Here is a 1,114-nt window from a genome sequence, read left to right on the forward strand (position 1 = left end):
CCGACCTGCGGGTGTCGGCCGCCCCGCCCGACCGGCCGCGCGACGGTGTCGGCGCCACGACCTGGTACCGGGCGGGTTTCGCCCGGTCTTCGCGAGACACTTCCCGCCATGACCCGACCCACCGCCCGCGTCCTGGCCCTGCTGGAGATCCTCCAGGCCGGCGGCACCCGCACCGTCGCCGACCTCGCCGGTCGACTCGACGTGGACGAGCGCACCGTGCGGCGCTACGTGGACCACTTGATCGACCTGGACATCCCCGTCCGGTCGGTGCGTGGCCGCTACGGCGGCTACCACCTCGCTCCCGGCTTTCGGATGCCGCCGCTGATGCTCACCGACGACGAGGCCGTGGCCGTTCTGCTCGGCCTGATCGCCGGTCGGCGCGCCGGCCTGGTGACGACGTCGGTCACCGCGATGGAGAGCGCCGCCGCCAAGATGCGCCGCGTGCTCCCCGCGGCGCTCGCCGGCCGGCTCGACGCGCTTCTGACCACCGTGGACTTCACCGCGCCGGCGCGTCCCGTCGTCGCCCAGGAGACGGACACGCTGCTGACGCTCGCACAGGCGGCGCGTGATCGCCGACCGATCGCCGTGCACTACACCGCCCGGGACGGCAGGCGCAGCGAACGCACCGTGCTCCCCTACGGGATCGTCGTCCACTCGGGGCGCTGGTACCTCACCGGGGCGGACCCGGCCGACGGCGACGTACGCACGTTCCGACTGGACCGGATCGACAGCGCGAAGGTGCTGCCGGGCTCGTTCGAGGTGCCGGCGGGGTTCGACCCGGCCGACCGACTGCTGACCGGCCTCGCCGAGACGCCCTACCTGTACTCGGTGTCGGTACGGGTCAACGGCACGGCCGAGCAGGTCCGCTCGCGCCTCCCGGTCGGACTCGCCACCGTCGAAGAACTCCCGCTCGCCACCGTCGAAGAACTCCCGGCCGACCCGGCACCCGGCCCAGCCCCCGAGGCGGCCGACGAGCCGTCGGGCTCGCCCGTACCGCCGGCCGCCCCCGGGGTCGAGCGCGGCGAGGAATGGGTGCGGGTCCGCCTGCGGGCCGAGCGGTTGGACTGGGTCCCCACCGTACTCGCCGGCCTGGACCGCCCGTTCGTGATCGAAT

1 protein-coding gene is annotated in these 1,114 nt (G+C 74.3%); it reads left to right on the forward strand.

From position 1 onward, the window contains the following. Positions 1–108 precede the first annotated feature (108 nt). Positions 109–1,114 (forward strand): YafY family protein (locus tag GT354_RS18045; RefSeq protein WP_161357330.1); only part of this gene is annotated, 1,006 nt, incomplete at its 3' end.

Origin of the sequence: Streptomyces sp. SID3343 (assembly GCF_009865215.1) — a bacterium.
Taxonomy (GTDB): Bacteria; Actinomycetota; Actinomycetes; order Streptomycetales; family Streptomycetaceae; genus Embleya.